Consider the following 26193-nt stretch of genomic DNA (forward strand, 5'->3'; position numbering starts at 1 on the left):
GGTTGGTGCGAGCGGGTGCGGCAGTAGCGGGTCGCCGCGTGGACTGAACGTCTACGCAACGGCCCGAATTCAGCAAGCCCGCCTTAACGCGGCGTGCGCTGGTGCGGCACGAGCGGCGGCACGGGCTGGCCGGCGATCAAATCCCAGAAGTCCGGCAGGAAGCACTCGGCCACGAGCAGCGGCTGGCCCTGGCGCCAGAACACCGAGCGCCGCGCCCAGATCCGGCCGGCCTGCAGCGCGCGTGCCTCCGGCGGAAGAACGTCCGAGGCGGTGGCATGGAACGGCACGGGCGAGGCCAGGCGGCGGCACGCGAACGGTGACCGGATGACCGTACTGTCGTGATACAGCATGTCGGCCAACGGCCGGGTCAACAGGCGCCGCATCCCTTGCCAGGCGCCGTGCGACGCGGTCAGCGGCGTCAGGCTGCGCGCCGGCACGCTGTCCACGCCGTTCACGGACATCAACACCTCGCGGATCCACACCGGAGAGCCCGGCGCAATGCGCATCGCACGCGCCTCGTCAGCCGGCGCGCCGTCGGCGTACTCGGCCAACACCCGCAGACGCACCTGCCCGACCTGGCGGAGACCAGCGGTAAGCGCGCCCGGCCGGAACAGCCAGTGGCGTTGGGCAGGGGACAGAATGGCCGGGGCTTGCGCCAGCCAGCCAGCGGCGAGAGGGGGGCGATGGGCTGCGGGTTGCTTCGTCATGGCTGCGTATTATGCCAAGCCCCGCCCGAAGGCCGTCTGCGTCGCAATGCCGCAGGGCAGGGGACGCTGGCCGTTCCGCGCTGGACGGCCGCACCGGCCGACTGCACTGGTCCTCTGCACTGGAGATCCGCACCGGCCGACCCGCATACAATACCGCCCATGGAAAAAGTACGTATCTCCAAGCTCATGTCCGAGCGCGGACTCTGTTCCCGCCGCGAGGCGGACAGCTATATCGAGCGCGGCTGGGTCCGCGTCGACGGCGTCGTCGTGTCCGAATTGGGCGCGCGGGCCTATCCGGACCAGGAAATCACGCTGGAGCGCGCGGCGCATGCGCGCCAGACTTCCCGCGTCACCATCCTCATCAACAAGCCCGTGGGCTATGTCTCCGGCCAGGCCGAAAAAGGCTACACGCCGGCCGTCGCCCTGATCGATTCCCGCTCCCGCTTCGCCAACGACCGCGCCCCGCAGCGCTTCGAACGCGCGCACCTCGAAGGCCTGGCGGTCGCTGGCCGCCTGGACATCGATTCGCAAGGACTCCTCGTCCTCACGCAGGACGGCCGCGTCGCCAAGCAGCTGATCGGCGAAGACTCCACGGTCGACAAGGAATATCTGGTCCGCGTTCAGGGCGAGCTGTCCGACAACGGCCTGGCCCTGCTGAACCACGGACTATCGCTGGACGGCAAACCGCTCAAGCGCGCCCAGGTGCGCTGGCAGAACCACGATCAACTGCGTTTCGTGCTGCGCGAAGGCAAAAAGCGCCAGATCCGCCGCATGTGCGAACTGGTGGGCCTGAAGGTGATCGGCCTGAAACGCGTACGCATCGGCCGTGTGGCGCTGGGCGATCTGCCCCTGGGCCAATGGCGCTATCTGCGCGACGACGAATCGTTCTGAGCTGGTGTCTGACACCCGCCGTCCACACCATCGTGAGATGGCCTCCAGCGCAGGTGTCTGACACCCTGGTGAGCGCCCCTTCATCCTGAGTTGCCCTCCAGAGGGTGTCTGACACCGACAGCGAGACACCGCTCGCAGCATTGGTCACCTGACTCGACAACACTTGTCAGCGTCCGAAGGATTTTTCAGTCGGTTTCGATCTCAGCGGGATTTCATGAAACCGGGCGTATCCTTCGCTTGCCAGTGGCTGCCCAGGCGCTCCATCAGAAATTCGATGAAGATCCGCGTTTTGGCGGGCAGCAGCCGCGTCTCCGTGACCGCATGCACCGGAAACGGTCCCAACTGCCAATCGGGCAGTACGCGCTGCAACTGGCCTGACTGCTGTTCCGACATCTGACCACCCACCAGCACCGCGATGCCCGCGCCCAGCATGGCCAGGCGCCGGGCCATGGCGACGCCGTTGACGGAAAACCGGTTGCCCGGCGTGAACTCGATGTGCTGCTCGCCGTTCGTAAGCGGCCAGCGCGTCACGCGGCCCGCGCCTTCCGCGCGGAACTCGATGCACTCGTGCCGGGTCAGGTCGCTGGGATGCCTCGGTTCACCGTGCTTTTCCAGGTAATCGCGCGAGGCATACAGGTAGGCAGGCAGCATGCCCAGCAGTCTTGCAATCTGGGTCGAATCAGGCAGGTCGCCGATTTCGATCGACACGTCGCAGGTCTGGAACACGCGAGACGCGTGGTCCGGGTTCGCGAGGTCCAGGAAAAACGTCACATCGGGATAGCGCCGGGAGAACTCCATGAACGACTCAGCCAGGAAATCCGTGCCGAAATCCGCGGGCATGTTGACCCGCAGCGGCCCGGTGGGCGTGTCGACCAGCTTCTGCAATTCTTCATGGGCGATCTGCGCTTCGGCCACGATGCGCTGGCAGCGTTCGAAATACAGTCGCCCGGCATCGGTCAGTTCCACCTTGCGCGTGGTGCGGCTGAGCAGCCGCAGCCCCACGGACCGCTCCAATTCGGCCACCTGGCGAGACAAGGTCGACTTGGGGACGCCCAGCGTTGCCGCAGCGCGGCTAAAACTGTGCGTTTTGGCGACCTCGACGAAGAGTTCCATTCCCTGTAGGCGTTTCATGGCGCGATTTTGTCACAGTGCGGATCGCACGATTGTCCCATAAATGGAATGATGTTTTCTCAACATGCCCCTTTGTTTCTAAAGCGGGATAACTCAGAATGCGAGTTCTGCAATGCAGCAATGCGATAAACGTCCAGCCTTGCGTGTTCTACGCGAATCCACCCAGGTCGAACGCCACGGACCGCGCCAAGACGGTCTGACGGGCTGATGTTCTTCGCAGAATCGCCCCAGGCAAAACGGCCTTTCACGGCTATCAGGCACGCGGCGCATGCGCGGCGTGGGGCTACCTTTATTGAAATCGGGAATGCAATCTATGAATAAGAAAAGCGCTATGTGGCGCGGCGCGGCCGTTGTCGCGCTGACGGCATCGGCCCTCACACTGGCCGCCTGCGGCAAGAAGCAAGAGGCGCCTCAGGGCGGCAAGCCGCAAGTGACGGTCGTCACATTGGCGACGCAGCCCGTTTCCCTGACTACCGAACTGCCCGGCCGCACCTCTGCGTTCCGCGTCGCCGAGGTCCGCCCGCAGGTCAACGGCATCGTCCAGAAGCGCCTCTTTACCGAGGGCGGCGAGGTCAAGGCGGGCGAACAGCTCTATCAGATCGATCCCGCTCTTTACCAAGCCAACGTCGACAGCCAGAAGGCCGCGCTGGCTCGCGCCCAGGCGCAGCAAAAGACCGCCGCCCTGCTGGCCGAGCGCTACAAGCCGCTGGTCGCCACCCGCGCGGTCAGTCAGCAGACCTACGACAACGCCGTCGCCTCGCGCGATCAGGCCGCCGCCGACGTGCTGTCGGCCAAGGCGGCGCTGGACACGGCCCGCATCAATCTCGTCTACACCAAGGTCTTGTCGCCGATCGACGGCATCATCGGCCGCTCGGCCGTGACCGAAGGCGCGCTCGTGACCGCCAACCAGACCAGCGCACTTGCCGCGGTGCAGCAGATCGACCCCATCTACGTCGACGTCACGCAGTCCAGCGTGCAGCTCCTGCGCCTGCAGGACGCGCTGGCCACCGGCCAGCTCAAGAAGCTGGACGGCGAGCAGGCCGCGCAGGTCACGCTGACGCTGGAAGACGGCTCGCAATACAAAGAGTCCGGCAAGCTGCAGTTCTCCGAAGTGACCGTGGACCCGGGCACCGGCTCGATCACGCTGCGCGCCGTGTTCCCCAACCCCGACCGGCGTCTGTTGCCCGGCATGTTCGTGCGTGCGCGCCTGGCTGACGGCGTGGCCGCCGACGGCCTGCTGGTGCCGCAACGCGGCGTGACGCGCAATCAGCGCGGCCAGCCGACGGCGCTTGTCGTCAACGCCAAGAACCAGGTCGAACTGCGCGACCTGAAGACCGACCGCGCCATCGGCGACAAGTGGCTCGTCACCGACGGCCTGGCCGCCGGCGACCGCGTGATCGTGGAAGGCCTGCAGATGGTCCGCCCCGGCGTTGAAGTGGTTGCCACCGAAGCCGGCGCCAAGGCCCAGCCGCAAGCGGCCAATGCGCAGGGGGCCGCTGCCCCCGCCGCGCCGGCCAAGCAGTAATCAGGAGCCACGCATGGCAAAGTTTTTTATCGACAGGCCGGTTTTTGCCTGGGTGATCGCGATCGTGCTGATGCTGGCCGGCGCGCTGTCCATCCTGCAGCTTCCGGTCGCCCAGTACCCCAACATCGCGCCGCCCGCCATCGGCATCGCGGTGACCTACCCGGGCGCGTCCGCGCAGACCGTGCAGGACACCGTGGTGCAGGTGATCGAGCAGCAGATGAACGGTCTTGACGGCCTGCAGTACATCTCGTCGGAAAGCAACTCCGACGGCAGCATGTCCATCACGCTGACCTTCAAGCAGGGCACCAACCCCGACACCGCGCAGGTGCAGGTCCAGAACAAGCTAGCGCTGGCGCAGCCGCTTCTGCCGCAGGAAGTGCAGCAGCAGGGCATCCGCGTCACCAAGGCCACGAAGAACTTCCTGATCGTGGCCGGCTTCGTGTCCACCGACGGCACGATGACCAAGGACGACCTGGCCGACTACGTCGCGTCGTACGTCCAGGATCCCATCAGCCGTACGCAGGGCGTGGGCGACTTCCAGCTTTTCGGCTCGCAGTACGCGATGCGGATCTGGCTGGACCCGGCCAAGCTCGTCAATTACGGGCTGACCACGGTCGACGTCACCACCGCCATCAAGGAACAGAACGTCCAGGTCTCGTCCGGGCAATTGGGCGGCCTGCCGTCCGTGCGCGGCCAGCAGCTCAACGCCACCATCATCGGCCCGTCGCGCCTGCAGACGGCCGAGGACTTCGGCCAGATCCTGCTGAAGGTCAATTCCGACGGTTCGCAGGTGCGCCTGCGTGATGTCTCGCGCATCGAACTGGGCGGCCAGACCTACGCCATCGACAGCTTCTACAACGGCAACCCGGCCTCGGGCCTTGCGATCAAGCTGGCGCCGGGCGCCAACGCGCTGGACACGGCGCAGGCGGTGCGCGACACCATCAACAACCTCAAGCCGTATTTCCCGCCGGGCATGGACGTCGTCTATCCGTACGACACGACGCCGTTCGTCAGCCTGTCGATCCATGAAGTGTTCAAGACGCTGGTCGAAGCCATCATCCTGGTGTTCCTGGTGATGTATCTCTTCCTGCAGAACTTCCGCGCCACCATCATTCCCACGCTGGCCGTGCCGGTGGTGCTGCTGGGCACGTTCGGCGTGCTGGCGGCGTTCGGCTATTCCATCAACACCTTGACGATGTTCGGGATGGTGCTGGCCATCGGCCTGCTCGTTGACGACGCCATCGTGGTGGTCGAAAACGTCGAGCGGGTGATGGCCGAAGAGGGCCTCACGCCCAAGCAGGCCACCCGCAAATCCATGAGCCAGATCACCGGCGCCCTGATCGGCATCGCGATGGTGCTGGCGGCCGTGTTCGTGCCGATGGCGTTCTTCGGCGGCTCCACGGGCGTGATCTACCGGCAGTTCTCGATCACGATCGTGTCCTCGATGGTGCTGTCCGTGATCGTCGCCATCGTGTTCACGCCGGCGCTTTGCGCGACGCTGCTCAAGCCCATTCCGAAGGGCCATCACGGCGCCAAGAAGGGCTTTTTCGGCTGGTTCAACCGCACGTTCGAGCGCAGCAGCAACGGTTACGCCAATACCGTCGCCCGCGGCCTGAACCGCACCAAGCGCCTAATGGTCGTCTACCTGGCGCTGGTCATCGCGATGGGCTGGATGTTCACCCGCATCCCGACCGCGTTCCTGCCGGCCGAAGACCAGGGCATCCTGTTCGCCCAGATCCAGACGCCGGCCGGCGCCACCGCTGAAGCCACCAAGGCCGTCATCGACGACGCCACCAAGTACCTGCTGACCGAAGAAAAGGACGCCGTCACCTCGGTGTTCGCGGTCAACGGCTTCAACTTCGGCGGCCGCGGCCAGAACGCGTCCATCCTGTTCATCAAGCTGCGCGACTGGGAAGAACGCGGCGACGCCAGCCTGAAGGCCGCCGCCGTGGCAGGACGCGCCAACGCGCACTTCGCCAAGACGGAACGCCGCGCGCAACTGTTCGTCGTGCCGCCGCCTTCCGTCATGGAACTGGGCAACGTCACCGGCTTTGACTTCCAGCTGATGGACCGTGCCGGCGTGGGCCACGAGAAGCTGCTTGCCGCGCGCAACCAGTTGCTGGGCGAGGCCGGCAAGAGCCCGGTGCTGGCGGGCGTGCGTCCCAACGGCATCGAAGACGCGCCGCAGTACCAGCTGGACATCGACCGCGAAAAGGCCCGCGCCCTGGGCGTGGCCGTGTCGGACATCAACAGCACGCTCGCCACCGCATGGGGTTCGTCGTACGTCAACGACTTCATCGACCGTGGCCGCGTCAAGAAGGTGTTCGCGCAGGGCGAGGCATCCTCGCGCATGCTGCCGGAAGACCTGAACAAATGGTACGTGCGCAACAAGGATGGCGACATGGTCCCGTTCTCGGCGTTCTCCAGCGCAACGTGGAGCTTCGGTCCGCAGAAGCTGAACCGCTACAACGGTGTGCCGTCGTACAACATCCAGGGCCAGGCGGCGCCGGGCTACAGCTCGGGCGCAGCCATGGAAGAAATGGAACGCCTGGCGGCCAAGTTGCCGGTCGGCGTCGGTTTCGAATGGACCGGCCTGTCGTTCGAAGAACGCCTGTCCGGCGCCCAGGCGCCCGCGCTGTACGCGATCTCGCTCATCGTGGTGTTCCTGTGCCTGGCGGCGCTCTATGAAAGCTGGACCATTCCGTCCGCGGTCATGCTGGTGGTGCCGCTGGGGATCATCGGCGCGCTGCTGGCGACGCTGCTGCGTGGTCTGTCCAACGACGTGTTCTTCCAGGTGGGTCTCTTGACGACAATCGGGCTGGCGGCCAAAAACGCCATCCTGATCGTGGAGTTCGCGAAGGAGCACTATGAAGCGGGCGCCAGCCTGACCGAGTCGGCCATCCACGCCGCCCGTCAGCGTCTGCGTCCCATCCTGATGACGTCCCTGGCGTTCATCCTGGGCGTGACCCCGCTGGCGATTTCCAGCGGTGCGGGCTCGGGCAGCCAGAACGCCATCGGCACGGGCGTGATCGGCGGCATGCTGACCGGCACGTTCCTGGCCATCTTCTTCGTCCCGGCCTTCTTCGTCATCATGCTGCGCGTGTTCAAGGTCAAGCGCATGAGCGAAAACGTCGACAAACACGACACCAGCGCCAAGGGGCCGCACGACGTGCCGGCGGAGGGTCAACCGTAATGAAACTCCAGATGAGAACCTTGCTGTCTGTATCCCTGGCGGCGGCCCTGGCGGGCTGCTCGCTGGCCCCCACGTACGAGCGTCCCGATGCGCCCATCGACGCCGCGTATCCCACGGGCGCCGCCTACAACGCGGCCCAGGCGGCCGCGCCGGGCGGCATGGCCGTGGCCGACATCGGCTGGCGCGACTTTTTCGGCGATCCGCTGCTGCAACAGCTGATCGAGCAGTCGCTCGTCAACAACCGCGACCTGCGGGTGGCGGCGCTGAATGTCGAGGCCGCGCGCGCGCAGTACCGCATCCAGCGCGCCGACCTGGCGCCCAGCATCGGCGTGGCTGGGCAGGGCTCTGCCCAGCGCACGCCGGCCGACCTGTCGCCCAGCGGCCAGGCCACCACCAGCCACAGCTATCAGGTGGGCGCTGCCATGTCCGCCTGGGAACTGGACCTCTTTGGCCGCATCCGCAGTCTGAGCGATCAGGCGCTGGAATCCTACCTGGCGCTGGACGAAACGCGCACGGCGACGCAGCTCACGCTGATCGCCGAGGTGGCGAATGCTTACCTGACGCTGCGCGCGGACCAGGAGCTGCTCAGCCTGACGCGCGACACGCTCAAGAGCCAGGAAGATTCCTACAACCTGACCAAGCAGAGCTACGACCAGGGCCTGTCCACGGCGCTGGACCTGAGCCAGGCCGAAGTCTCGCTGCGCACCGCCCAACGCAACCTGTCGCAATACACGCGCCAGGCCGCGCAGGACCGCAATGCGCTTGTGCTGCTGGTCGGTCAGCCGCTGTCGCCGCAGATGGCCACGGCGCTGGACAACGCAGTCAAACTGGACGACAGCATGCTGCCGACCACGCTGCCCGCCGGCCTGCCGTCCGACCTGCTGACCCGCCGCCCGGACATCCGCGCGGCAGAGCATCAGCTCAAGGGCGCCAACGCCAACATCGGCGCGGCGCGTGCGGCATTCTTCCCGACCATCAGCCTCACGGGTTCGGCCGGCACCGCCAGCGCCAGCCTGGGCGGCCTGTTCGACGGCGGTTCGGGGGCGTGGAGCTTCGTGCCCCAGATCACCGTGCCGATCTTCGCGGGGGGCTCGCTGCTGGCGGGGCTGGACCTGGCGAAAGTGCAGAAGAACATCCAGGTGGCCCAGTACGAGAAGTCGATCCAGACGGGTTTCCGCGAAGTCGCGGATGCGCTGGCCGGCCGCGGCACGCTGGACGAGCAGATCCAGGCCCAACGCCTGCTGGTGGACGCCAATCAGCGCGCGTATGACGCGTCGGAGCAACGTTTCCGGCAGGGCATCGACGACTACCTGAGCGTGCTGGATTCGCAACGCTCGCTCTATACCTCGCAGCAGGCGCTGGTCGACACGCGCCTGGCGCGCCTGACCAATCTGGTCACGCTGTACAAGGTGCTGGGCGGCGGGTGGACGGAACGCACGGCGGCGGCGCCTGCCGCGCCGGTCACGCCGGCGGGCTGACGCTACCAGGGGCGGCGCGCTGGGCGCCGCTTATGGGCTGCTTATAGGGCCATTCCTGGCGCCTGCAATGCAAAACGGGCTGATCTCGCGATCGGCCCGTTTTTCTTTGCGTGCAGGACGCAGACGTCAGGTGCGCTTCTTGGCGATCAGGCCCACCACGAACAGCACGATGATCGCGCCGACGACGGATCCGATCCAGCCAGCGGGTTCGCCGGGCTGATACCACCCCAGCGACTGGCCGAGGAAGCCGGCAACGACGGCGCCGATGATGCCCAGAATGGTGGTCATGATGATCCCCATGTTCTGGTCCCCGGGCATGATGGCGCGGGCGATCAGACCCACGATGAACCCGACGATGATCATGATGATGATGCTCATGCGCGTACTCCTTACTAGGGAAAAGGGGGCGAAGTGGATTGATGATACCCACGGATACCCGCACCCCGTACGCCACCGTTGTAACAACTGGTGTGCGGACCTGCGCGCCGCGTCAGGAGGTCAGGTCGATGAGCTGGCGCACGTCCTTGGTCAGCGTCTCGATGCTGTCGGTGTCTGAGGCCAGCAGGCGCGCCTTGCCGTCCTTGTCGAAGATGTACACGCCGCGGCTGTGCGTCACCTCGTACATGTCGGCGTCGTCACCCGGCCGGGGCTTTTCGATCTGGTAGGCCACGCGATAGCGGCGCGCCAGGTCAGCCACTTGCCGTTCGTTGCCCGTCACGCCAATGGCGTTGTTGTTGAAGGCGTTGACGTAGGCCTGCAGGATGTCCGGCGTGTCGCGGTGCGGGTCCACGCTGACGAACAGGATGCGCACGTCCTTGGCCTTGTCGCCCAGGTTCTGCAGCACCGCGGTCAGCTGCGCCATGGTCGTCGGGCAGATGTCCGGGCAACTGGCGTAGCCAAAAAACAGCAGCACCGTCTTGCCCTTCAGGTCGTCGCTGCTGACCGTCTTGCCGCCCGCGCCGGGCAGCGAGAACTTCAGGTCGGGCAGGTGGCCCTTGACGTTGTAAAGCGTCCAGTCCACATTCCTGTCGCCGCAGGCGGCAAGAAACACACACAAGCTCAACAGCAGTCCGCGAAAGAAGCGGCCGGTAATCAGGTGTCGCATGGGTCCAGTAGCCGGAAGGGGGTAAACCTTTCGGATTCTACCTGCAGGATCTGAGGAGAGCCGCATACGGCTGCAATGCCTTGCCTTGTGCACGCGCAAGTCCGGAGCAAAAAAATGGCCCGCGCGATGGCGGGCCGTCTTGGCAGGCGCGGCGTGCGACAGGCGTCAGGTGTCTGACACCGCCATCAGCTCGCCGTCATCCCGCTATGGCGCAGCAGCGCATCAATACGCGGCGCGCGGCCGCGGAATGCAGCGAACGATTCGGCCGCCGGGCGCGAGCCGCCCACGGCCAGCACTTCGCGGCGGAAGCGCGCACCCGTTTCCGGATCCAGCGTGCCCAGCGCGTTGCCGGCCTGCTTGGCGGCGGCTTCCTCGAAGGCCTCGTAGGCATCCGCCGACAGCACTTCGGCCCACTTGTAGCTGTAATAGCCCGCGCCGTAGCCGCCCGCGAACAGGTGCGAGAAGGCGTGCGGCAGGCGATGCCATTCGGGCGGGAACAGCACGGCAACTTCCTTGCGCACTTCCTGCAACAGCGCCAGCACCTCGGAAATCGACGCGCCCTTGCTGCGGTCGTGCATCAGCATGTCGAACAGCGCGAACTCAATCTGGCGCACGGTCTGCATGCCGCTCTGGTAATTGCGGGCGGCGACCAGGCGGTCGTAGAGCGCGCGCGGCAGCGGCTCGCCGGTGTCCACGTGCGCCGACAGCTTCTGCACCACGGCCCATTCCCAGCAGAAGTTCTCCATGAACTGCGAGGGCAGTTCGATGGCGTCCCATTCCACGCTGGCAAACGCCGCGGCGCCGGGCTCGTCGACTTCGGACAGCAGCGCGTGCAGCGCGTGGCCGGTTTCGTGGAAGAGGGTGATGACGTCGTCGTGCGTCAGCACGGCCGGACGGTCGCCGTTGGGACGCGAGAAATTGCAGGTCAGGTACGCGATCGGCGTCTGCACCTTGCCGGCCACGACGCGGCGCGTACGCTCGCTGTCGACCCAGGCGCCGTTCTGCTTGCCGGCGCGCGCGTACAGGTCCAGATAAAGGTGGCCGATCAGCGCGCCGTCGGGGCTTTCGACCCGCACGCCGCGCACGTCGCCGTGCCAGGACGACACGGGCGTTTCGGTCAGGCGTACGCCAAACAACGTCTGGATGACGTCAAACAGGCCCGCCAGGACGCGCGGTTCGGTGAAGTATTGCTTCACCTCGTCTTCGGAGTACGCGTAGCGCGATTCACGCAGGCGTTCCGAGGCGTAGGCCACGTCCCAAGGCTGCAGGCTGTCCAGCCCCAGCTCGCCGGTGGCGTAGGCGGTAAGTTCCGCCAGATCCCGCTGCGCGTACGGTTTGGCGCGGGCGGCCAGATCGCGCAGGAACACGGTGACTTCCTTGGCGTCGCGGGCCATGCGCGTCTGCAGGCGCAGCGCGGCGAAGGTGCCCAGACCCAGCAGGCCCGATTCCTCGGCGCGCAGCGCCAGCAGTTCTTCGATCAGCGGGGAGTTGTCGAACTTGGCATCGCCCTGTTCGGACGCGACCGTGCCGTAGCCACGGTACAGCGCCTCGCGCAGCGAGCGGTCCTTCGCGTACTGCATGACGGGCAGGTAGCAGGGCATCTTCAGCGTGAGCTTCCAGCCGGCCTTGCCGTCTTCCTCGGCCGCGGCGCGGGCGGCGGCAATCACGTCCGCCGGAACGCCGGCCAGGCGGCTTTCGTCTTCAACGATCAGCGACCACGCATCGATGGAATCCAGCACGTTTTCAGAAAACTTCTGCGACGCCTGGGCCTCGCGGTCGGAAATCGCGGCATAGCGTTCGCGGTCGGCGCCTTGCAGTTCGACGCCGCTCAGGCGGAAATCGCGCAAGGCCATTTCGACGATGCGGCGGCGCACCGGCGACCAGGACGCGAAGTCGGGTGCGGCAGCCAGCCGCTGGTATTGCTTGTACAGGCCTTCGTGCAGGCCGACCCAGGTCGAAAACTCGGTGACCAGCGGCAGGGCGGCGTTATAGGCTTCGCGCAGTTCGGGCGTGTTGACCACGGCATTCAGGTGGCCAGCCACCGACCAGGCGCGCCACAGGCGCTCGGACGCGGTGTCCAGGGGCTCGGCCACGGCTTCCCAGGTGGGCGCGAGCGCGGGGTCGGCGGCGTGGTCGACGGCCTTGCGGGCAATGCCCAGCAGTTCCTCGACGGCGGGCACGATGTGCGCGGGTTTGACGGCCGCGTAATCGACCAGTTCGGACACGGGAGCGAGCAGGGGGTTCTGGGTCATGGTGTTACCGGCTGATGAGTGGCAGGCGGCGCGTCAGGCGCGCCGGCGAAGGCGATAAGGATCAGGTGAGGGCGATCGGCCTGAACGCAAGGCCTGACCAAGGGGATGGCGCCATGCCCGGCGGCGCCGAGGATCGGATGGTGTTCGTCACCAATTCGCGGCAGGTGTCTGACACCCTTGAGACGCCCGTTCAATCTGAAGCGCAACTCACACGGGTGTCAGACACCGAGGTCTACGCTTTACCCGGCAGCGCGTTCGGCCGCTTCGACCGTATTGACCAGCAGCATGGCGATGGTCATCGGACCCACGCCGCCCGGCACGGGCGTGATCGCGCCGGCCACTTCCTTGGCAGACGCAAAATCCACGTCGCCGCACAGCTTGCCGTCGGCGCCGCGGTTGATGCCCACGTCGATGACGACGGCGCCCGGCTTGATCATCGAGCCGTCGATCATGCCGGGCTTGCCGGTGGCGACGACCAGCACGTCGGCGCGGCGGGTCTGGGCCGCCAGGTCGCGCGTCTTGGAGTTGCAGATCGTGATGGTGGCGCCGGCCTGCAGCAGCAGCATGGCCATGGGCTTGCCCACGATGTTGCTGGCGCCGACGATGACGGCCTCAGCGCCGCGCAGCGTCACGCCTTCCGATTCCAGCATCTTCATCACGCCGTACGGCGTGCAGGGACGGAACAGCGGCTGCCCGGTCATGAGCAGGCCCGCGTTGCTGATATGGAAGCCGTCAACGTCCTTCTCGGCCGCGATGGCCTCGATGACCTTGTGGGCGTCCATGTGCTTGGGCAGGGGCAACTGCACCAGAATGCCGTGGATGCTGGGATCCTGGTTCAGCACGTCGATGCGGGCCAGCAGTTCGGCCTCGGTCATCTCGGCCGGGTATTGCTCTTTCACGGAATGCAGTCCGGCCTTTTCGCAGGCCGCGACCTTGTTGCGCACATACACCTGCGAGGCGGGGTCCGCGCCGACCAGCACGACGGCCAGGCCGGGGCGGGTGCCTTTTTCGGCCAAAGCCGAAACACGCTGGGCGACTTCTTCGCGAATGCGCTGCGAAAGGGCCGCGCCGTCAATAATCCTTGCGGTCATGCGTGTGCCTCGGGTTTGGCCAAGGCCACTTTCATCAAATCTGCAACGGTGGTCACTTCAAGTTTTTCCATAATGTTGGCGCGGTGCGCCTCGACGGTCTTGATGCTGATGCCCAGGTCGTCGGCGATCTGCTTGTTCAAGCGGCCGGCGACGATGCGCTCCAGCACCTGTTGCTCGCGCGCGGTCAGGCGGGCCAGCATGGCTTCGTGGTCCTTCTGAGCCTGGTGCTTGCTCACGCGCTGCGTGGCCTGCTCCAGCATGCGCGCCACGATTTCGCGCAGGTCGGATTCGTTGAACGGCTTTTCCAGGAAGTCGACGGCGCCTTTCTTCATGGTGGACACCGCCATCGGCACGTCGCCGTGGCCCGTGATGAACACGATGGGCAGCGGCGCGTTGCGGATGATGAGCTGTTCCTGCAGCTCCAGGCCGCTCATGCCGGGCATGCGCACGTCGGCGATCAGCACGCCGATCTGGCTGGCGTCGTAGTCTTCCAGGAAGGACTCGCCGCTGGCGTAGGCGCGAACGCGGTATCCATTGGCTTCCAGCAGCCAGCGCAGCGAATCGCGGACCGCTTCGTCGTCATCGACAATGAATACCGTGCTCGACAGGTGGGGCGTGTTCATGCGTGCAACTCCTCGGACTGATCGTTCTGGGCCTGCGTCTGGGTGGCAGCGCAGGGCAGGGTGAAGCGGAAGATAGTACCGCCGGCGGGATTGGGGTCAGCCCACAGGCGGCCGTGATGCGATTCGATAATGGTACGGCAGATGTTCAGCCCCATGCCCAGGCCCTGCGACTTGGTGCTGAAGAACGGTTCGAACAGGCGCTCGGGTTCGGCAAGGCCGTGGCCGCGGTCCACCACGGCCACCTCGATATGCTGCTCGTGAAGAATTACGGCAACCTTAAGCTCGTCGGACTCGCTCTTTTCCATGGCTTCCAGGCCGTTCTTGAGCAGGTTCAGCAACACCTGTTCGATCAGGATGGGGTCGGCCAGGACGTCGGGCGCGTTGGACGGCACGAAGCTGTCGATGCGGATGCGGCGCTTGCGGGCGTCGATTTCGGCAAAGCCGATGGCGTTGTCGACGATGCGGCCGATGGCGACGCGCTGACGGCGCGGCTCGCTGCGCTTCACGAATTCGCGGATGCGGCTGATGATCTTGCCGGCGCGCTCGGCCTGGGACGCGGCCTTTTCCAGCGCGGGCAGCAGCATGTTGGGACTGGTGTGGCCGGCCTTGACCAGCGCCACTGCGCCCATGCTGTAGTTGGCGATGGCCGTCAACGGCTGGTTCAGTTCGTGCGCCAGCGACGAGGCCATTTCCCCCATCGTGGTCAGGCGGCTGGTGAGCTGGATCTTTTCCTGCTGCACGCGCGACGCTTCCTCGTGGCCGCGGCGCTCGGTGATGTCGCGCGCCACCTGCATACGCACGCGGCGGCCGTCCGTCCAGGCCAGCATGCGGTGGTGCACTTCAAACCAGCGCTGCACCGACGGCGCAAAGACCTCGACCGATTCGTCGGTGAAGCGGCCGCGGCGGCCGGCCAGCAGTTCGTCGTGGCCACCCGTCTGCGCGCCGAACACGCGGCGGTATGTACGGTTGGCGAACAGCAGTTCCAGCCCGTCGTGCGTGTCGGCCGTGACCGAGATGGCGTCGTCCAGGCCTTCCAGCACGGTCATGAAGCGCTCGTGTGCGGCGGTCAGGGCCTCGCGGATGCGCTTGGGCTCGGTGATGTCCGTCATGGACGTCATCCAGCCGATCTGGTTGCCATTGGGGTCCAGCAACGGGGACACATACATGCGCGCCGTGAAGCGCGAGCCGTCGCGCCGCTGCGCCTCGACTTCCAGGCCGCTGCTGGGGGTCTTGCCCGACATCAGCACGTCCAGCGTGTGCTGGTGCTGTTCGTGGCGGCCAGGCACCCAATAAGGGAAGGGCGGGCTGCGGCCGATCAGGTCGGCCTCGTTCCAGCCGATCATCCGGCAGAAGGCGGGGTTCACGTAGGCGATGCGGCCTTCCATGTCGAGCACGCGCATGCCCGTGGACATGGAGTTTTCCATGGCGCGCCGAAAACCCGTTTCGGCAATGAGCGCGGCCTCGGCGGTGGACCGGAAGCGGGTGTAGCGCCACAGCATGAGCAGGCTGATGACAATAACGCAGGACAGCGCCAGCACGACCCAGATCAGGCGTTGCTGACGCAGCTCCTGGTCTATCGTGACAAACATGACGCTGTCGTCATGGATGCGCTGCAGCCAGAAGAACACCGCCATCACACAGATATAGAGGATCAGCACCATGGCGGGCGTGACCCAGTACACCCCGCGCCGCCGGGTGCGGGCGTGGTCGTGGAAAGGCGTGGGTATGTTGGACTTGGGCGCGCTGGACATGGAATTCGGGGCCGGTAGACCGCGCATTTTAGTGCGTGTTGGGAGGGAATTGCCGGGAATCAAGTCCACCATTCGGCCTAGACCGTAAAAAGTATGGCGTTCAGCGATTCAGCTTCCGTTCAACTTTCCGCATTATGAAATGCCGTACCGCAACATGAAATTTTCCTTGCGACCGGTTAATCTTCTTTCTTAGAATGCCGCCTGACAGGAAACCCGCCCCTGGCAGGTCCTTCGAACACCCCGACCCCATGCATTGCATGGTAGCCCGGATGATCCCGGCTACCATGCAATGTCCGCGAGTAGATCAATAAGCGGGTGTGTGGTCACGACGAACCCCAACAGGAGACACACGATGTCCTCTAACGCCCAGGCTGGCGCCGTACAGGCCGCCAACGACGAAGACACCCTTGAAACCCAGGAGTGGCTCGAAGCCCTGGCAGCCGTCCTTGATCGCGAAGGACCGCAGCGCGCCCATTACCTGCTGGAACGCCTGATCGACGAAGCCCGTCGCTCCGGCGCTCACATCCCGTTCTCGCCCAATACCGCTTACGTCAACACGATTCCCCCCGGCCTGGAGCCGGCGCACCCGGGCAACCTGGAACTGGAAACGCGCATCCGCTCGTACGTGCGCTGGAACGCCATGGCCATGGTGGTCAAGGCCAACAAGCACAACCCGCCCGATGGCGGCGACCTGGGCGGCCACATCGCGTCGTTCGCCTCGCTGGCCACCATGATCGGCTGCGGCCAGAACCACTTCTGGCACGCCGAAGACGAAGGCCACGGCGGCGACCTGGTCTACTTCCAGGGCCACACCTCGCCCGGCATGTACGGCCGCGCCTACCTTGAAGGCCGCCTGACCGAAGACCAGCTGAACCACTTCCGCCAGGAAGTGGACGGCAAGGGCCTGTCCTCGTACCCGCATCCGAAGCTGATGCCGGACTTCTGGCAGTTCCCGACGGTGTCGATGGGCCTGGGCCCGCTGATGGCCATCTACCAGGCTCGCTTCCTGAAGTACCTGCACGCCCGCGGCATCGCCGACACCAGCAACCGCAAGGTCTGGGTGTTCTGCGGCGACGGCGAAATGGACGAACCCGAGTCCCTGGGCGCCATCGCTCTCGCGGCCCGTGAAAAGCTCGACAACCTGATCTTCGTCATCAACTGCAACCTGCAGCGCCTGGACGGCCCGGTGCGCGGCAACGGCAAGATCATCCAGGAACTGGAAGGCGACTTCCGCGGTTCGGGCTGGAACGTCATCAAGCTGATCTGGGGCGGCTACTGGGATCCGCTCCTTGCGCACGACAAGGAAGGCATCCTGCGCCAGATCATGGAAGAAACCGTCGACGGCGAGTACCAGGCGTACAAGGCCAACGACGGCAAGTTCGTCCGCGAACATTTCTTTGGCAAGCACCCCAAGCTGCTGGAAGCCGTGTCGCGCATGAGCGACGAGGACATCTGGCGCCTGAACCGTGGCGGCCATGACCCCCACAAGGTGTACGCGGCCTTCAAGTCGGCCACCGACCACACCGGCCAGCCGACCGTCATCCTGGCCAAGACCATCAAGGGCTACGGCATGGGCCACGTCGGCCAGGCCAAGAACCCGACCCACCAGCAAAAGAAGCTGGAACTGGATTCCATCCGCGAATTCCGCGACCGCTTCGGCATCCCGATCCCGGACGACAAGCTGGCTGATCTGCCGTACTTCAAGCCGGCCGAAGATTCGCCCGAAATGAAGTACCTGCACGAGCGCCGCGCCGCGCTGGGCGGCTACCTGCCGCGCCGCCGCGCCAAGGCCGACGAGCAACTGAAGGCCCCCGCGCTGGACGCCTTCAAGGCCGTGCTGGAACCCACCGCGGAAGGCCGCGAAATCTCGACCACCCAAGCCTTCGTGCGCATCCTGAACCAGGTGCTGCGCGACAAGGAACTGGGTCCGCGCGTCGTGCCGATCCTGGCTGACGAATCGCGCACCTTCGGCATGGAAGGCCTGTTCCGCCAGATCGGCATCTACGCGCCGGAAGGCCAGAAGTACACCCCGGTCGACAAGGACCAGGTCATGTACTACAAGGAAGCGGCTGACGGCCAGCTCCTGCAGGAAGGCATCAACGAAGCGGGCGCGATGAGCTCGTGGATTGCGGCGGCCACGTCGTACTCCTCGAACAACCGCATCATGATCCCGTTCTTCATCTACTACTCGATGTTCGGGTTCCAGCGTATCGGCGACCTGGCCTGGGCTGCCGGCGACATGCAGGCGCGCGGCTTCCTGCTGGGCGGCACTGCCGGCCGCACGACGCTGAACGGCGAAGGTCTGCAGCACGAAGACGGCCACAGCCACATCCTGGCCTCGACCATCCCGAACTGCGTGTCGTACGACCCGACGTTCGGTCATGAGCTCGCCGTGATCATCCAGCACGGTCTGAAGCGCATGGTGGAAGACCAGGAAAACGTCTACTACTACCTGACGGTGATGAACGAAAACTACCCGCAGCCCGGTCTGACCAAGGGCGACGAGGAAGGCATCATCAAGGGCATGTACAAGCTCAAGTCGCACGGCAAGGGCAAGAACCGCGTGCAGCTCATGGGTTCGGGCACCATCCTGCGCGAAGTCATGGCCGCGCAGGAACTGCTGGCTGCCGACTGGGATGTCGCTTCCGACCTCTGGAGCGTCACCAGCTTCACCGAGCTGCGCCGCAACGGCCTGGACGCAGAACGCCACAACATGCTGCATCCCGACGAGAAGAAGCCGCAGGTCGCTTACGTCACGGAACAGCTGGCCAAGACGGAAGGCCCGATCATCGCGTCGACCGACTACATGAAGCTCTTTGCGGACCAGATCCGTCCGTTCGTGCCCAAGGGCCGCGAATACAAGGTGCTGGGCACCGATGGTTTCGGCCGCTCGGATTTCCGCGCCAAGCTGCGCGAGCACTTCGAAGTGGATCGCCACTTCGTCGTCGTCGCCGCCCTGCGTGCGCTGGCCGACGAAGGCAAGGTGCCGGTTGCCAAGGTGGCCGAAGCCATCAAGAAGTACGGCATCAATCCGAACAAAGCCAACCCGCAATACGCCTGAGGGTAAAGAGACATGAGCAACATCGTGCAAATCAAGGTTCCCGACATCGGCGACTTCAAGGAAGTGGAAGTCATTGAAGTGCTGGTTGCCGTGGGCGACACGATCAAGGCGGAACAAAGCCTGATCACGGTCGAATCCGACAAGGCCTCGATGGAAATCCCCGCGTCGCAAGGCGGCGTGGTCAAGTCCATCGCCGTGAAGGTCGGCGACAAGGTCGCCGAAGGCGCGGTCGTGCTGGAAGTGGAAGCGGCCGACGCTGGCGCCGCCAAGGAAGAGGCCCCCAAGGCTGAATCCAAACCGGCCGCCAAGGAAGAACCCAAGCAGGCCGCCGCCGCCGCGCCCAAGGCCGAGGCCTCGGCGCCCGCGCCGGCTGCCTCCAGCGGCCCGGTCGAGATCGAAGTGCCGGACATCGGCGACTTCAAGGAAGTCGAAGTCATCGAAGTCATGGTCGCGGTCGGCGACACCATCAAGGCCGAGCAAAGCCTGATCACCGTCGAGTCCGACAAGGCCTCGATGGAGATCCCGGCCTCGCAAGGCGGCGTGGTCAAGGAAGTGAAGGTCAAGGTTGGCGACAAGGTCGCCAAGGGCTCGATCGTGGTGGTGGTGGAAGGCGGCGCGCAAGCCGCTGCCGCCCCGGCCGCGAAGTCCGAAGCTGCGCCGGCCCCGGCTGCCAAGCCGGAAGCCAAGGCAGAATCGGCGCCCGCGCAGGCTGCCGCGCCCGCCTCGCGTCCGGCCCCCGCCGCCGCGCTGGAAGACGCCAACCTCAAGCCCGGCCAGCTGCCCCACGCGTCGCCGTCCGTGCGCAAGTTTGCGCGCGAACTGGGCGTGAACCTGTCGAAGGTCAAGGGCACGGGTCCCAAGGAACGCATTACCGCCGACGACGTGCGTGGTTTCGTCAAGCAGGCCCTGTCGGCTGCGCCGGCGGCCGCTGCTGCCGGTGGTTCGGCCGATGGCGCCGCGCTGGGCCTCTTGCCGTGGCCGAAGGTCGATTTCACCAAGTTCGGCCCGATCGAAGCCAAGCCGCTGTCGCGCATCAAGAAGATTTCCGGCGCGAACCTGCACCGCAACTGGGTCATGATCCCGCACGTCACCAACAACGACGAAGCGGACATCACCGACCTGGAAGCGCTGCGCGTCACGCTGAACAAGGAAAACGAGAAGTCGGGCATCAAGGTCACGATGCTGGCCTTCCTGATCAAGGCCGTGGTTGCGGCCCTGAAGAAATTCCCCGAGTTCAACGCCTCGCTGGACGGCGACAACCTGGTGCTCAAGCAGTACTACCACATCGGCTTTGCCGCCGACACGCCCAACGGGCTGGTGGTGCCGGTGATCCGCGATGCCGACAAGAAGGGCATCCTGCAGATCGCCCAGGAAATGACCGACCTGTCCAAGAAGGCGCGCGACGGCAAGATCTCGCCCGCCGAAATGCAGGGCGGCTGCTTCTCGATCTCGTCGCTCGGCGGCATCGGCGGCACCTCGTTCACGCCCATCATCAACGCGCCTGAAGTCGCGATCCTGGGTGTGTCGCGCTCGTCGCACAAGCCTGTGTGGGACGGCAAGCAGTTCGTGCCGCGCCTGATCGTGCCGCTGTCGCTGTCCTACGACCACCGCGTCATCGACGGCGCCGCGGCCGCGCGCTTCAACGCCTATCTGGGTGCGCTGCTGGCCGACTTCCGCCGCATCGCGCTGTAAACGGGGAGCCCTATGAGCAATACCGTTCAAATCAAAGTGCCGGACATCGGCGACTTCAAGGAAGTGGAAGTCATCGAAGTGCTGGTTGCGGTGGGCGACACGATCAAGGCGGAACAGAGCCTGATCACCGTTGAATCCGACAAGGCCTCAATGGAAATCCCCGCGTCGCAAGGCGGCGTGGTCAAGTCCATCGCCGTGAAGGTCGGCGACAAGGTCGCTGAAGGCGCGGTCGTGCTGGAAGTGGAAGCGGCCTCGGGTGCTGACGCTGGCGCCGCCAAGGAAGCGGCTCCAAAAGCTGACTCCAAGCCGGCTGCCAAGTCTGAAGCGCCCGCGGCCAAGGCCGCCGCGCCTGCCGCCGCCACCTACAGCGGCTCGGCTGACGGCGAATACGACATGCTGGTGCTGGGCGCGGGCCCCGGCGGCTACTCCGCCGCCTTCCGCGCCGCCGACCTGGGCCTGTCCGTGGTCCTGGTCGAACGCTACAGCACGCTGGGCGGCGTCTGCCTGAACGTGGGCTGCATCCCGTCCAAGGCGCTGCTGCACAACGCCGCCATCATCGACGAAGCCCGCGAACTGGCTGCCCACGGCATCAGCTTCGGAGAGCCCAAGATCGATCTGGACAAGCTGCGTGGCTACAAGGACAGCGTGGTCGCCAAGCTGACCGGCGGCCTGGCCGGCATGGCCAAGGCGCGCAAGGTCACCGTGGTGACGGGCGTGGGCGAATTCGCCGACGCCAACCACCTGACCGTCAAGGGCGCCGACGGCAAGTCGCAGACCCTGCGTTTCAAGCAGGCCATCATCGCCGCCGGCAGCCAGTCGGTGAAGCTGCCGTTCCTGCCCCAGGACGAACGCATCGTCGACTCCACCGGCGCCTTGCTGCTGCGTGAAGTGCCCAAGAAGATGCTGATCATTGGCGGCGGCATCATCGGCCTGGAAATGGGCACGGTGTACTCGACGCTGGGCGCGCGCCTGGACGTCGTGGAAATGCTGGACGGCCTGATGCAGGGCGCCGACCGCGACCTGGTCAAGGTGTGGCAGAAGAAGAACGCCTACCGCTTCGACAACATCATGTTGAAGACCAAGACGGTGGGCGCCGAAGCCAAGAAGGACGGCATCTACGTCACCTTCGAAGGCGAGGGCGCACCCAAGGAACCGCAACGCTACGACCTGGTGCTGCAAGCCGTCGGCCGCAGCCCCAATGGCAAGAAGATCGGCGCCGACAAGGCGGGCATCGCCGTCACCGACCGCGGTTTCATCGAGGTCGACCGCCAGATGCGCACCAACGTGCCGCACATCTTTGCCATCGGCGACATCGTCGGCCAACCCATGCTCGCCCACAAGGCCGTGCATGAAGGCCACGTCGCCGCCGAAGCCGCCGCCGGCCAGAAGTCCTTCTTCGACGCGCGCGTCATCCCGTCGGTGGCCTACACCGATCCGGAAGTGGCGTGGGTCGGCCTGACCGAAGAAGAAGCCAAGAAGCAGGGCATCAAGATCGAGAAGGGCGTGTTCCCGTGGGCAGCCTCGGGCCGCGCCATCGCCAACGGCCGCGACGAGGGCTTCACCAAGCTCATCTTCGACGCCGAAACGCATCGCATCCTGGGCGGCAGCATCGTGGGCACCCACGCGGGCGACCTGATCAGCGAACTGGCGCTGGCCGTGGAAATGGGCGCCGACGTCGTCGACATCGCCAAGACCATCCACCCGCACCCGACGCTGGGTGAATCGGTGGGCATGGCCGCGGAAGTCGCCGAAGGTGTTTGCACCGACTTGCCGCCGATGAAGAAGAAGTAACGCGCCGCGGCTTGCTGCGGTTGCAATAAAAGCGCCGTCCCTTTTTGAGGGGGCGGCGCTTTTTTATGCGCGGGCGTTGTGGATGTGTGCGCTGTTTGCCCAGGCGTTTCTTATGCGAGGGCTGTCTGTGCAGACGCTGTACGTGCCAGCGCTGTGCGTAGGTTGTTTGCGGGGGCCTTTGTTTGGGCAGTGCAGGGGCGCGTGATCAGGCGTCGATTCGCCGGTACGACGCGGGCGAAAACCGCAGGGCCAGCGCCAGCAGCATGACTGCGCCGGCCAGCATCACGATCCAGGCCTCGGTCAGGCTGGAAAACCGGTCGCGCAGGATGCCCGCCAGCAATGGCATGAAGCTCGCAATCAAGTAGCCGCCGCCTTGCACGAACGCCGCCAGCATGCCCGCTTGTGCCGGATCGTCCAGGTGGTCCATCGCCACGATCAGCGACAACGGAAACAGCGCGCCGATTCCGATGCCGAGCAGCAGGCACGCCAGCAGCGCCAACTTGAGCGGGGCAAGGATCAGGCATGTCAGTCCGCAGATCAGAATGGTCAGCACGGCGGCCAGCGGCTTGCGGCGATCCGGAAAGCGGCCGATCCACGCCGACACGGCCAGACCCGCCATCACCTCGGCAAGCGTCAGGCCGCCCAGCAGAAAACCGGCGGCGGAAGGTTCCCACCCGAGACCGGTGTAGAACGGCGGCAGCCATGCCAGCACCAGCGTGTAGGCGCCGGTGCCGATGCCAAAGGACAGCATCAGTTCCCACGCCCGCAGATTGCGCCAGAAGCTGCGTGGTGCCGTGCGAGCCATGCGGTGCCGGGACGATGACGCGTCGGCGCGATCTTGCGCTGCGTTGAGCCACAACGGCAGCGCCAGCAGCGCGGGCACGCTCCAGAATGCCAATGCGGCGGGCCACCCGAAGCTACCCGCAAGCCCCGCAGCGCTGGCCGCCGCGACGGCCGCGCCCGCCATGATGCCGGTGGTGTACAAGCCGAACACGCGTCCCATGTCATGCGCGAAATTGCGCTTGATAAAGGCAGGCAGCAAGGTCTGCACCAGCGCAATGCCGACGCCCGCCAACACCGCCGTCAGCAGCAACCCGTAGGTCTGCGTGCCAACGTAGCGCGCGGCGCAAGCAAGGGCCACCAGCGCCACGCCCAGTGCGATCCCGGTGCGTTCATTCAGGTATTTGTTGAGGCGCCCGCCCGCGAGCGCGCAGATCCCCATGACGAACACGGGCAACGTCGTCAGCAGGCTGGCCTGCGTATTGGTCGCGCCGGTGGCTGCCTGGATCATGTCCAGCAACGGCCCAATGGCGGCCAGCGCGGGCCGCAGATTCAACGCCACGGCCACGATGGCGACGATTGCAAACAAGGGGCGTAACCTCACGCGCGTCATTGATATCTCGACATCAAGTTATTTGATGTCGAAGTATATAGACGGGGCGCTGGGTTCGGCAACGGGATATCATGGCTGCCACTGTAAATAGCTCCATGTAGAGACAACCATGAATGACCGTGCACGGCGCGCGCAGGAAGAGTGGCAGCGCGAACGTCCTGACATCGACGCCAACGTGATGGCGCTGGTCGGGCGACTGCTGCAAGCCACGCATCTGCTGGAGCGCAACTGGTTCCTGCCGCTGGCAACGCAGTTCGAATTGCACCAAGGGGAGTTTGACGTCATCGCCACGTTGAGGCGGTCAGGCAATCCGTACGCCATGACACCCACTGATCTGCACGAGGGCCTGATGCTGTCGTCAGGCGCGATGACGAGCCGGCTGGATCGCCTCGAACGCAAAGGCCTCATCGAACGTGTGCCGTCTCCGAACGACCGGCGCAGCACGCTGGTGCGGCTTACGCCAGCGGGCCTGGCGCTCATCGACAAGCTGCTGCCGCTGCATGTGGCGAATGAACAGCAGGCGATGGCTGCATTGACGCAAAAGGAACAGGCGCAGCTGGATGGATTGCTGGCGAAGCTGATTGTGGGGTTGGAGCGTAAGCCGGCGGATTGAGCGGGCGGCGGCTCCGGCGCAGGCTTCGCAAGCCATACAGAGGCCGGCATCCCTCGCGCGGTGCGCGTCAGATGTTGTCCTGACCCGACGAACAGCCATCCAATTGAAAAAGCCGCCCGTGGGCGGCTTATCTGCCTTGCATTCCGTTGCGGCCGGTCGCCGCGCGGTTTGAATTCAGGCGTGGGTGTTGATGCGCGAACCCAGCGTGCCGTCGATGGCCAGCACCGGCAGCGATTGCAACAGCGTGGCGACCGAGTCGGCTTGCGCGTTGATCGCCTTCTTCGTCACCGATGCCTGCACTTCCATCATGAGGTTCGCGTCGCGCAAGGCCAGGGCGGAATTGACGGTGTTGTTGACGGAAGCATCCATGGTCTAGGTGTCCTGGTGATGTGAGGCCGGATCAACGGCCGAAGCAAGTCGCATTATGGGGCACGCCAATCGAATGATGCAAAACATTTCGCAATGATCGTGGACGGCAGTGCATTGTGGCGTGGGTTCGTGGCGGGCATGTGACAGGCGCGGCGTCTTGCGTCGGCGCTGTTCGGCGATGGACACACTCACCGTGAGGCGCACTAGGGCTGCGCGGGACATTCCTTCACTTTGCCCCACCCCTGATTCGGTTCGCAATATTGCTTGCGTGCGGCCCATGCGCATTCGGGGCGCTCAAAGAAACCGAGTTCCGCGCACTGCGCGAGCTCTTCATCGAGCTTGGCGACCCAAGCCATCGGATCCGGCGCGGGAATTTCGGTGATGCGCAGCGTCGATTGCGGGGCGGCGGGTTCGTTGGAGGACGCTGCTGGTGTCGAGCGCTCCAGCCCGGTCGAGGAGGCCACCGGTGCAGCGCGAGATGACACGGCAGGGGCGGGCACAGAGGGCGTGGATGTGCCTGGTTCCGTTTCAGCCGTTGCGGGCGATGCGTCGGTCCGATCCGCTCCAATCGGTGTCCCAGACGACGAGCCCGCAGCCGGCGATGCCGATCCAGAACCTGTTGCTTCGTGCCCGCGATCGGAAGATGGCGTGCCCGCCTTGTCCGACTCTGGCGTCACGGAAGGCAGCGGCGTCAACGGCACGCGCACCGGGCTTGCGGATGTCGCGCCCGATGGTGCAATGTTGGGGGAATTCCACGACACCACGAGCAGCACCAGTGCGCCATAGATGGCCAGCGTGTAGATCACGGTCATCGTCGCGCGGCCCACATTGCGGCGCGTTATGGGTTCGCCGTCCTCGCGGCCGAACAGGCTGCGCCAGCCGACCAGCGCCGCGCCCGGCGCCGAGATCAGCCACCAGCACAGGCGCTTGAACCAGCCCGGTTCCTGACGCGGTAGCGACGCCTGTACCTGCGCAGCCAGAAGCTCGCGCAGGGCGCGGTTTTCTTCGCGCAGGCGCAGGGTCTGCGTGTCTCCCGGCCCCTGGTCATCTTGATCCGGAGTGCCGTCGTGCTGCGTAGCGAGTGGATCGGGAGGCGTGGCGGTCATGTCGTGAAAAATATAGATACAAAAGCTGCGGACGCAATTATGAAGCATGTCCGCAGGGGGCAACCGGCGAATAGGACCGAAAATCGGCCGCTTGGCCCAAGTTTCCGCCACGCATCCGACCCGTCGCGTCAGTCTCCCGTCGCCTCTCGACGTCCCAGCAGCCTCATGGGATTGCCGCCCTGTATCGAATACGCCTCGACTTCGCCCCGCACCACGCTGCCCGCTGCGATGACACAGCCCTGACGCAGCACTGCGCCGTCCAGCAGCACGCAGTTGGTGCCGATCCAGAGGTCGTCCTCGATTACGATGCCGCCCTTGCTGGGCCGGAAGCCCCGCTCGCGGAAGGGCATGTCGCGCCGGCGGAATTCATGGTTGGCCGGAGCGAAGGTGTAGTTTGCGGCCACCTTCGCGCGAGGTGGGG

The 26193-nt window shown here is 65.4% G+C and carries 20 protein-coding genes; 8 read left to right on the forward strand and 12 right to left on the reverse strand.

Features of this window, described 5'->3' with window-relative positions:
* Positions 1-83: 83 nt before the first annotated feature.
* Positions 84-707 (reverse strand): chorismate lyase, encoded by a 624-nt coding sequence (locus MHZ91_RS10455; protein WP_175138961.1) that lies wholly within the window; start codon positions 705-707, stop codon positions 84-86.
* Between the two features lie 159 nt (positions 708-866).
* Between MHZ91_RS10455 and MHZ91_RS10460 the strand changes: the two genes are divergently transcribed.
* Positions 867-1598, forward strand: coding sequence for a pseudouridine synthase (locus MHZ91_RS10460; protein WP_175126076.1), 732 nt, complete (start codon positions 867-869; stop codon positions 1596-1598).
* A 201-nt stretch (positions 1599-1799) separates the two neighbouring features.
* Here MHZ91_RS10460 and MHZ91_RS10465 read toward each other — a convergent pair whose 3' ends face one another.
* Complete coding sequence (locus MHZ91_RS10465; RefSeq protein WP_175126096.1) at positions 1800-2711, reverse strand: LysR family transcriptional regulator; 912 nt, start codon at positions 2709-2711, stop codon at positions 1800-1802.
* Positions 2712-3060: 349 nt separating this feature from the next.
* Between MHZ91_RS10465 and MHZ91_RS10470 the strand changes: the two genes are divergently transcribed.
* From MHZ91_RS10470 to adeC, 3 genes are read left to right on the forward strand one after another with little or no spacing between them, the layout of a single operon-like run.
* Positions 3061-4254, forward strand: coding sequence for an efflux RND transporter periplasmic adaptor subunit (locus MHZ91_RS10470; RefSeq protein ID WP_175185213.1), 1194 nt, complete (start codon positions 3061-3063; stop codon positions 4252-4254).
* Between the two features lie 13 nt (positions 4255-4267).
* Entirely contained in the window at positions 4268-7447 is a 3180-nt protein-coding gene (locus MHZ91_RS10475) for an efflux RND transporter permease subunit (RefSeq protein ID WP_175185178.1), read from the forward strand.
* On the forward strand, positions 7447-8925 hold the full coding sequence (gene adeC, locus MHZ91_RS10480; protein ID WP_218343512.1) for an AdeC/AdeK/OprM family multidrug efflux complex outer membrane factor: 1479 nt from the start codon (positions 7447-7449) through the stop codon (positions 8923-8925). Before MHZ91_RS10475 ends, adeC begins: the two co-directional genes overlap by 1 nt.
* 126 nt (positions 8926-9051) lie before the next feature.
* Here adeC and MHZ91_RS10485 read toward each other — a convergent pair whose 3' ends face one another.
* The 6 genes from MHZ91_RS10485 to MHZ91_RS10510 form a co-directional block, all read right to left on the reverse strand.
* Positions 9052-9303: a GlsB/YeaQ/YmgE family stress response membrane protein gene (locus MHZ91_RS10485; protein ID WP_008158223.1), complete on the reverse strand. Its 252-nt coding sequence runs from the start codon at positions 9301-9303 to the stop codon at positions 9052-9054.
* A gap of 112 nt (positions 9304-9415) precedes the next feature.
* Positions 9416-10030 (reverse strand): SCO family protein, encoded by a 615-nt coding sequence (locus MHZ91_RS10490; RefSeq protein WP_175126079.1) that lies wholly within the window; start codon positions 10028-10030, stop codon positions 9416-9418.
* 185 nt (positions 10031-10215) lie between these two features.
* The gene (locus MHZ91_RS10495; RefSeq protein ID WP_239213547.1) at positions 10216-12282 is read right to left on the reverse strand and encodes a M3 family metallopeptidase; all 2067 of its coding nucleotides are present in this window, start codon (positions 12280-12282) and stop codon (positions 10216-10218) included.
* A 239-nt stretch (positions 12283-12521) separates the two neighbouring features.
* Complete coding sequence (gene folD / locus MHZ91_RS10500; RefSeq protein WP_175126081.1) at positions 12522-13373, reverse strand: bifunctional methylenetetrahydrofolate dehydrogenase/methenyltetrahydrofolate cyclohydrolase FolD; 852 nt, start codon at positions 13371-13373, stop codon at positions 12522-12524.
* Positions 13370-13996 (reverse strand): response regulator transcription factor, encoded by a 627-nt coding sequence (locus MHZ91_RS10505; RefSeq protein WP_056570132.1) that lies wholly within the window; start codon positions 13994-13996, stop codon positions 13370-13372. Before MHZ91_RS10505 ends, folD begins: the two co-directional genes overlap by 4 nt.
* Complete coding sequence (locus MHZ91_RS10510; RefSeq protein ID WP_105238467.1) at positions 13993-15747, reverse strand: PAS domain S-box protein; 1755 nt, start codon at positions 15745-15747, stop codon at positions 13993-13995. Before MHZ91_RS10510 ends, MHZ91_RS10505 begins: the two co-directional genes overlap by 4 nt.
* A 352-nt stretch (positions 15748-16099) precedes the next feature.
* Here MHZ91_RS10510 and aceE point away from each other — a divergent pair, with 352 nt between their 5' ends.
* The 3 genes from aceE to lpdA are packed head-to-tail and all read left to right on the forward strand — an operon-like array spanning position 16100 to position 22291.
* Entirely contained in the window at positions 16100-18808 is a 2709-nt protein-coding gene (gene aceE / locus MHZ91_RS10515; protein ID WP_175138964.1) for a pyruvate dehydrogenase (acetyl-transferring), homodimeric type, read from the forward strand.
* Between the two features lie 12 nt (positions 18809-18820).
* Positions 18821-20500 carry a dihydrolipoyllysine-residue acetyltransferase gene (gene aceF, locus MHZ91_RS10520; RefSeq protein WP_218343514.1) on the forward strand — a complete coding sequence of 560 codons (1680 nt, stop codon included), beginning with the start codon at positions 18821-18823 and terminating at the stop codon, positions 20498-20500.
* A gap of 12 nt (positions 20501-20512) precedes the next feature.
* Complete coding sequence (lpdA, locus tag MHZ91_RS10525; protein WP_239213548.1) at positions 20513-22291, forward strand: dihydrolipoyl dehydrogenase; 1779 nt, start codon at positions 20513-20515, stop codon at positions 22289-22291.
* A 205-nt stretch (positions 22292-22496) separates the two neighbouring features.
* On the opposite strand, the gene MHZ91_RS10530 is transcribed toward lpdA, so the two are convergent.
* Positions 22497-23684: an MFS transporter gene (locus tag MHZ91_RS10530; RefSeq protein WP_239213549.1), complete on the reverse strand. Its 1188-nt coding sequence runs from the start codon at positions 23682-23684 to the stop codon at positions 22497-22499.
* A gap of 109 nt (positions 23685-23793) precedes the next feature.
* Here MHZ91_RS10530 and MHZ91_RS10535 point away from each other — a divergent pair, with 109 nt between their 5' ends.
* A complete protein-coding gene (locus tag MHZ91_RS10535; protein WP_239213550.1) occupies positions 23794-24297 on the forward strand; it encodes a MarR family winged helix-turn-helix transcriptional regulator in 504 nt (167 codons plus the stop codon).
* 174 nt (positions 24298-24471) lie between these two features.
* Here MHZ91_RS10535 and MHZ91_RS10540 read toward each other — a convergent pair whose 3' ends face one another.
* From MHZ91_RS10540 to MHZ91_RS10550, 3 genes are all read right to left on the reverse strand, one after another.
* Entirely contained in the window at positions 24472-24666 is a 195-nt protein-coding gene (locus MHZ91_RS10540; RefSeq protein WP_056316520.1) for a putative motility protein, read from the reverse strand.
* Between the two features lie 203 nt (positions 24667-24869).
* Positions 24870-25772, reverse strand: coding sequence for a hypothetical protein (locus MHZ91_RS10545; RefSeq protein WP_239213552.1), 903 nt, complete (start codon positions 25770-25772; stop codon positions 24870-24872).
* A gap of 128 nt (positions 25773-25900) precedes the next feature.
* Positions 25901-26176, reverse strand: coding sequence for an acyltransferase (locus tag MHZ91_RS10550; RefSeq protein WP_239213554.1), 276 nt, complete (start codon positions 26174-26176; stop codon positions 25901-25903).
* Positions 26177-26193: the final 17 nt, after the last annotated feature.

Source organism: Achromobacter sp. ACRQX, assembly GCF_022346505.1.
In the GTDB taxonomy this organism is placed as follows: Bacteria; Pseudomonadota; Gammaproteobacteria; order Burkholderiales; family Burkholderiaceae_B; genus Achromobacter; species Achromobacter animicus.